At 68.3% G+C, this 6,836-nt stretch carries 9 protein-coding genes; 1 reads left to right on the plus strand and 8 read right to left on the minus strand.

Features of this window, described 5'->3' with window-relative positions; all coding sequences use genetic code 11:
* The 8 genes from EQG76_RS10220 to EQG76_RS10255 form a co-directional block, all read right to left on the minus strand.
* The coding region (locus EQG76_RS10220) for a phosphatidate cytidylyltransferase (protein WP_200840712.1) at positions 1 to 557 on the minus strand (557 nt) is incomplete at its 3' end.
* Between the two features lie 6 nt (positions 558 to 563).
* Entirely contained in the window at positions 564 to 1,313 is a 750-nt protein-coding gene (locus tag EQG76_RS10225; RefSeq protein ID WP_407925525.1) for an isoprenyl transferase, read from the minus strand.
* 26 nt (positions 1,314 to 1,339) lie between these two features.
* Positions 1,340 to 1,903, minus strand: coding sequence for a ribosome recycling factor (gene frr, locus EQG76_RS10230; RefSeq protein WP_159713044.1), 564 nt, complete (start codon positions 1,901 to 1,903; stop codon positions 1,340 to 1,342).
* Position 1,904: 1 nt separating this feature from the next.
* Positions 1,905 to 2,666 carry a UMP kinase gene (gene pyrH / locus EQG76_RS10235; RefSeq protein WP_159713046.1) on the minus strand — a complete coding sequence of 254 codons (762 nt, stop codon included), beginning with the start codon at positions 2,664 to 2,666 and terminating at the stop codon, positions 1,905 to 1,907.
* Between the two features lie 58 nt (positions 2,667 to 2,724).
* Positions 2,725 to 3,651 carry a translation elongation factor Ts gene (tsf, locus tag EQG76_RS10240; RefSeq protein WP_159713048.1) on the minus strand — a complete coding sequence of 309 codons (927 nt, stop codon included), beginning with the start codon at positions 3,649 to 3,651 and terminating at the stop codon, positions 2,725 to 2,727.
* A gap of 38 nt (positions 3,652 to 3,689) precedes the next feature.
* Positions 3,690 to 4,601 (minus strand): 30S ribosomal protein S2, encoded by a 912-nt coding sequence (gene rpsB, locus EQG76_RS10245; RefSeq protein WP_159713059.1) that lies wholly within the window; start codon positions 4,599 to 4,601, stop codon positions 3,690 to 3,692.
* A gap of 175 nt (positions 4,602 to 4,776) precedes the next feature.
* A complete protein-coding gene (locus EQG76_RS10250; RefSeq protein ID WP_159713061.1) occupies positions 4,777 to 5,334 on the minus strand; it encodes a hypothetical protein in 558 nt (185 codons plus the stop codon).
* A gap of 123 nt (positions 5,335 to 5,457) precedes the next feature.
* Positions 5,458 to 6,324, minus strand: coding sequence for a DMT family transporter (locus tag EQG76_RS10255; protein ID WP_159713063.1), 867 nt, complete (start codon positions 6,322 to 6,324; stop codon positions 5,458 to 5,460).
* A 100-nt stretch (positions 6,325 to 6,424) separates the two neighbouring features.
* Between EQG76_RS10255 and EQG76_RS10260 the strand changes: the two genes are divergently transcribed.
* On the plus strand, positions 6,425 to 6,836 hold a 412-nt coding region (locus EQG76_RS10260; RefSeq protein WP_200840713.1), incomplete at its 3' end, for a transglycosylase domain-containing protein.

Below are 6,836 nucleotides of genomic sequence, written 5' to 3' on the forward strand. Positions count from 1 at the left end.
GCCCCGCCGATGCAGCCGGACCAAGTCTTGCCCGGGCTGATCGAGGGCGCCACCTTCGGCCCACCCAGCGTGCGCCCGACCAGATAGGCCATCGTGTCGGTGGTCCAGATCACCGCGAACATCCAGAGGACGATGGAAAAGCCCTGCGGCTCGACCAAGCGCAGGTCGATGATGACCAAGCAGGGCACCGCGATGTAGATGGCGCCGAAGCCTGCCCGGTTGCCGTCGGTGCGGCCGAACAGGGCGCGCAGGAACACCGTGCCCAGCGCCACCAGCCCGGCGAGTGCCAGCCCCTCGGGCAGCCCGCCGCGATAGAGCCCCACCAGGCCCAGCACCATCGCCCCGGCCGTGGCAAGGACGGCCCATTCGTTCAGGCCGGTGCGACCGCGCAGCCGGGCGACGATCCGGCCATATTCGTAGGCCATGCAAGCAACAGCCGCCACCACCAGCAGGTCGAAGGCCCAGCCGCCGGTCCACAGCCCGGTGAGCGCCAGGACGATCAGCACCAGGCCGGAGCTGAGCCGCTTGTAGAAGGCCGGGTCGAACTCACGGGCCACCGCCGGTCAGCCGACCACCTGGGCACTGCTGGACGCGCCGAAGCGGCGGTCGCGGCGCGCGAACTCGGCGAGCGCTGCCCTGAAATGGGCTTCGTCGAAATCGGGCCAAGCGACGTCCAGGAACACGATCTCGGTATAGGCGAGCTGCCAGAGGAGGAAGTTGCTGATCCGCTGCTCACCCGAGGTGCGGATCAACAGGTCGGGGTCGGGGATCTCGGCGGTGGCCAGGTGCCGGGTGATCAGCGCCTCGTCAATGGCATCGGCTTCCAGATGCCCCGCCTTGGCCGCGTCGACCAGCTGGCGCACCGCCTGGGTGATCTCCCAGCGGGCCCCGTAGTTCAGGGCCAGGACCAGATCGAGCCGGGCATTGCCGGCAGTGAGCGCCTCGGCCTCGTCCAGCATCAGCCGGATATCGTCGGCGAGCCTAGAGCGGTCGCCGATCACCCGGACCCGCACGCCCTCCTTGTGCAGCTCGGTCAGCTCCTTGCGCAGGTAGAAGCGCAGGAGGTTCATGAGCTCGTTGACCTCCATCGCCGGCCGCCGCCAGTTCTCCGAGCTGAAGGCGAACAGGGTGAGGTAGCGCACCCCTTCCTTCACCGCAGCGCGAATGGCGCGGCGCACCGAATCGGCGCCGCGGCGATGGCCCATCACGCCGGGCATGCCGCGCGCCCGGGCCCAGCGACGATTGCCGTCCATGATGATGGCGACATGCACCGGGGGCGACGAAGCCGGGCCCGGCAGAGAGGACGGTAAAATGGACAAACGCGTCGGCCCCCAGGTTCTCAGACCTGCATGATGTCCTTTTCTTTCTGCGCAAGCAGTTGTCCGACCATCTCGATGTGCTTGTCGGTCAGCTTCTGGATATCGTCCGAATGCTTGGCCTGCTCATCCTGGGAGATGTGACTGTCTTTTTCCAGTTTCTTGAGCTGGTCCATACCGTCGCGGCGTACGTTGCGGATCGCCACCCGGGTGCTCTCCGCGTACTTCTGGGCGAGCTTGACCAGCTCCTGGCGGCGCTCACGCGACATCTCGGGCAGCGGCAGGCGCATGACCTGGCCTTCCACCTGGGGGTTCAGGCCCAGATTGGCGGAACGGATCGCCTTCTCGACCGCCTTGGTAAGACCCCGATCCCACACCTGGACCTGGAGCATCCGCGCATCGGCCACGGTGATCGTGGCACACTGGTTGAGCGGCATCTCCTGACCATAGGCCTCGACTACCACCGGTTCCAGCATGGCCGCCGACGCACGGCCGGCGCGCACGCCCGAGAGTTCCTTCTTCAGCGCCTCGATGGCGCCGTCCATCCGCTTGTTGACCGATTCCAGATCGAAGCTCTTCACGCTCATCCTACTCCTCCCCGCCGATCACGGTGTGCGGCCCCAGCCCCTGCACCACTTTCGCATAGGCGCCGGCCTCGCGCACCCGGAACACCACGACGGGAATACGGCTCTCGCGGGCAAGGGCGATCGCCGAGGCGTCCATCACCCGCAGATCGTCCGCCAGGACCTTCTGGTAGCTCAGCCGGTCATAGCGCGTGGCGGCCGGATCCTTCTTGGGGTCGGCGGAATAGACACCATCCACCTGGGTCCCCTTCAGGATGGCGTCGCAGTTCATCTCCGCGGCGCGCAGGGCCGCGCCGGTGTCGGTGGTGAAGAAAGGGTTGCCGGTGCCCGCGGCGAACAGCACCACCCTGCCCTTCTCCAGGTGCCGGATCGCCCGGCGCCGGATATAGGGCTCGCAGACCGCCGACATAGGGATCGCCGACATGACCCGGGTCGGCACGCCGGCCCGCTCGATGAAGGCCTGCACCGCCAGCGCGTTGATGACCGTGCCGAGCATGCCCATGTAGTCGGCGCTCGCTCGGTCGATGCCGGACCCGGCGAGGCTGGCGCCGCGCACGATGTTGCCGCCGCCGATCACCAGGCATTGCTGGACGCCCAGCGCTTGGACGGCCGCGACATCGTTCGCCAGCCGCTCCAGCACCTTACGGTCGTGCCCGGAGGCCTGCTCGCCGAGCAGGGCCTCACCGGACATCTTCATCAGGACCCGGCGCCAGCGCGGCGCCAGGCCCACGGATGGGCTGCCGGAAGTGACGCTATCCTCGCTCATCGCGTCGCCGCTCCCTTTCGCCGACATCCGTCGACCATGCTCGTCACCAATCGCCGGATCAGACGCCGGCGAGCTTCGCCACCTCGGCGGCCAGATCGTCGGTCGGGCCCTTGTCGATGCCCTCGCCGACCTGCATCCGCACGAACGCCGTCAGCGTCACCGGTGCCCCGACATCCTTGGCCGCCTGGGCGACCACGTCCTTCACCCGCTTGTCCGTGTCCACCACGAACACCTGTTCCAGGAGGACGACCTCCTCGTAGAACTTGCGGATGCGGCCGTCGACCATCTTCTCGATGATGTTGGCGGGCTTGCCGGAAGCGGCTGCCTGCTCGGAGAAGATCTTGCGCTCGCGCGCCACCACGTCCGGGTCGAGCGCGTCGGCCGAGATCGCCTGCGGGCTGGTCGCGGCCACGTGCATCGCGATCTGCTTGCCGATCTCGGCGAGCTTCGCCTTGTCACCGGCGGAGGAGAGCCCCACCAGCACGCCGATCTTGCCAAGGCCCGGCGCCTGCTGGCCGTGCATGTAGCCGGCCACCACCCCGTCCTCAACCTCTACCAGCGAGGTACGGCGCAGCGTGATGTTCTCGCCGATCACCGCGATCGCGTTGGTGATCTCGTCGGCGACGGTGCGGCCGGATGCGGTGGTCAGACCCTTGAGCTTCTCGACATCGCCGCCGGCCTGGAGCGCCAGGGTCGTGATCTCCTGGACCAGCGCCTGGAACTGCTCGTTGCGCGACACGAAGTCGGTCTCGGCATTGACCTCGACCAGCGCACCCCTGGCGCCCTCGGTCGCGACACCCACCAGCCCGTCGGCCGCGGTGCGGCCGGACTTCTTGGCGGCAGCGGCCAGCCCCTTCTTGCGCAGCCAGTCGACGGCTTCTTCGTAGTTGCCGTCGGTGGCCTCCAGCGCCTTCTTGCAATCCATCATGCCAGCGCCCGTCTGCTCGCGGAGCTGCTTGACGAGGGCGGCGGAAATCTGAGCCATGATACCTGGTTTCCTGAAGGTCGGTCGGTGCGTCGGGTTCAGTTGCTCGCGACGGGCACCGGGGCCTCCTCGCCCACGACCTCGCCGTTGTCCGGCAGGGTGGTGGTGTCGACCGTCAGCTGCTCGGCCAACTCCGGCTCGGCCACCGATCCGCTGGCCTCGATCGGCTCGCTCGACTCGACGGGCTCGATCGCCTCGATGGGCTCGATCGCTTCGGCCGACAGGTCGACCGCCTCGCCGATATCGGTGCCCGACGCGGTCAGGTCGGCGGTGATGCCGTCCAGCACGGCCGCGACGATCAGGTCGAGATAGAGGTTGATCGCCCGCGCCGCGTCGTCATTGCCCGGGATCGGGAAGCGGACCACGTTCGGGTTGCTGTTGCTGTCGCAGATCGCCACCACCGGAATGCCGAGCTTGTTGGCCTCGGCGATCGCGATCTCTTCCTTGTTGGTGTCGATCACGAAGATCAGATCGGGCAGGCCGCCCATATCCTTGATCCCGCCCAGCGAACGCTCGAGATTGTCGCGCTCGCGGCCGAGGTTCAGGAACTCCTTCTTAGTCAGGTGGCCCTGGCCACCCTCGACCCGCGCCTCGATCTCGCGCAGCCGCTTGATCGACTGGCTGATCGTCTTCCAGTTGGTGAGCGTGCCGCCCAGCCAGCGATGGTTGACGAAATACTGGCCGCAGCGCCGCGCGGCATCGGCGACCGGGCCCTGGGCCTGGCGCTTGGTACCGACGAACAGCACGCGGCCACGGCCGGCCACCACGTCCCGGATGGTGCGCAGGGCGCGATCCAGCTGCGGCACGGTCTGGGTCAGGTCCAGGATGTGGATGCCGTTGCGCACGCCGAAGATGTAGGGCGCCATCGCAGGGTTCCAGCGCCGGGTCTGATGGCCGAAATGCACACCGGCTTCCAGCAGCTGGCGCATGGTGAAGGTCGGAAAGGTCATGATCCTTGGATCCTCGGGTCGGTTCTTAACCTCCGCGGGCGGAAACGCCGGGCGGGACCCGACGCACCGAATGAGGGCGTGCCAACAGGGCACGACGACGCCCGCGTGCGAGATGGCCGGGCTTGTACACGGCAGCCGCCCGCGGTGCAAGCACGCGCGGCCTGCATGCTGCGGCTCAGTCGGAACTCAATCCCGGCCCCGGACGCTCGGCCACGGCCCGGTTTCTGGCCGCCTCGACCGCCAGCGCGAAGCCCTGGGCCAGCCCCAGCGCCTCGACCATGATCACCTCCGACAGGCCGTCGGCCGGGCCGCTCAACACCGAGCTGTCGTGCCAGACTAGCAGGTTGGACCGGGCCAGGCGGCTCTCCTCACCCGGAATGCGGTAGGTCAGCAGGTGTTCCGCATCCAACTCCAGCACGACGATGCAGTTGCCGGTCTCGGTCACATGGCCGAAGGCGCCGATGGTCAAGAACGCCTGCAGCTCCGGATCGCCGCCGACCTCCCCTTGCCCGACCAGCCGGAACCCGCTGATCGACAGGGCCTCGCCCACCGCGGTGCGCGCGGCGTCCTCCTGCGCCCAGCAGTCGCCGCCGATCCGGTTGTCGGTGGCAACCGAGACCTCCGTGAGCGCGGCCAGGATCGGCCAGCCATCGGCGGCAAACCCGGCGACCGGTTCGGCGCGGGCCGGCCAGGCCAGGGCCATCAGCATGAGCATCACCAGCCGCATCGCCATGACCTTGCTCCTGGTGGCCCCGTGCGAGGGCGCCAGTTTCCCGGGCCTGCAGGAAGACTTCAACCGTCTTTGGACACGACGTCGACCCGAACTCTACTTTCCAGAAATATGGCGTTCCGTTGGTCAGCCGCCCGCCGGCTGGCCGGCCCGTGGTGCCAAGCGGCTCGCCCGCTCACTGGTCCAGAGCGTGACGAACACGCCCGATGCCACGATCACCAGGATCCCGGTCCAGGTCCAGACATCCGGCAGGTCGCCGAACAGGAGCCAGCCTAGCGCCACCGTGCTGACGATCTCGAAATAGCCCAGCGGTGCCAGCACGCTGGCCGGCGCCTGCTCGTAGGCGCGCAGCAGGAGGAGATGGCCCACCGCCGCGATCGTGCCGATCGCGGCGAAGCCCAGCCAGTCCAGCCAGCCGAGCGGCTGCCAGACGAACGGTGCGATCGGTGTCATCAGGACGGCACCGACCAGGGCGGTGAAGAACAATGACTGGAGATGCGGTGCCAGGCCCGCCAGCTTGCGGGTCAGGATGATGTAGACCGAGAAGACGAAGGCGGTGGAAAAGGCCAGGAGCGAGGCAGGCTGGAACACCGCCGCACCCGGCCGGATGATCAGCAGCGCACCGCTGAGGCCGATCAGTGCCGCCAGGATCTTCGCTCCGCTCAGCCGTTCGCCGAGCAGTGCCGGGGCGATCAAGGTCACGATCAGCGGGTACACGAAGGCGAGCGCCAGCGTCTCGGCCATAGTCAGGTGCATGAGCGCGGTGAAGAACAGGAGTGTGGCCCCGAGCAGGCAGGCGCCGCGCACGACCTGCAGCCAGAAGCGCGGCGGTGTCAGCACCCGCCAGCCGAAGCGGGGCAGCACGATGGGCATCAGCACCAGCATGTTGAAGGCGTACCGCCCCCAGGTAATGTGCAGGGGATGGAATCGTTCGCCCATGAGCTTGGCGATCCCGTCCAGGACCGGCAGGATCGTGAACGCGAGCAGCAGCAATCCAATTCCGAGAAGCGCGCCCTTGTCCGGCCTTGCCAACTTCGTCCCTCCGATCTTCCGCAGCCGGCACGGCTGGCCGCGCCACCGCTAGCCCGACGCCATGGCAAAGGTGAAGCGCAATCCGCCGCAGGCCGCGCGCAGCCGCACGAAGCGTGCCGGCAAGGACGTCAAGCCGCGCTCGGCGCCGCCAGCGCCGCGGGAGGCCGCCTCGCCCCCGGCTGGCCGCAGGTGGCTCCGCAAGGCCCTGTGCTGGGCGGGCCTGGCCCTGCTCCTGGTGGCCTTCCTGCCGGCACCGCTGCTCCTGGTCGGCCGGTTCGTGCCGACCTGGTACACGCCCCTGATGGTCCTGCGCCTTGCCGAAGGCGAAGGGCTGAAACGGCAGTGGACGCCTCTGGAGGGGCTACCGGTCCCGCTGCGCAGCATGGCGCTGGCCTCGGAGGATCAGCTGTTCTGCAGTCATGGCGGGTTCGACTGGAAGGCCCTGGAGCGCCAGCTCCAGCGGGTCCAGGCGG

This window comes from Geminicoccus flavidas (assembly GCF_009806515.1).
Classification (GTDB): Bacteria; Pseudomonadota; Alphaproteobacteria; order Geminicoccales; family Geminicoccaceae; genus Geminicoccus; species Geminicoccus flavidus.

Coding starts and splice junctions, on each gene's coding strand:
- rpsB (WP_159713059.1), bottom strand. CDS start 4,601: ATGACCTTTCCGACCTTCACCATGCGCCAGCTGCTGGAAGCCGGTGTG.
- frr (WP_159713044.1), bottom strand. CDS start 1,903: ATGAGCGTGAAGAGCTTCGATCTGGAATCGGTCAACAAGCGGATGGAC.
- pyrH (WP_159713046.1), bottom strand. CDS start 2,666: ATGAGCGAGGATAGCGTCACTTCCGGCAGCCCATCCGTGGGCCTGGCG.
- tsf (WP_159713048.1), bottom strand. CDS start 3,651: ATGGCTCAGATTTCCGCCGCCCTCGTCAAGCAGCTCCGCGAGCAGACG.
- EQG76_RS10250 (WP_159713061.1), bottom strand. CDS start 5,334: ATGGCGATGCGGCTGGTGATGCTCATGCTGATGGCCCTGGCCTGGCCG.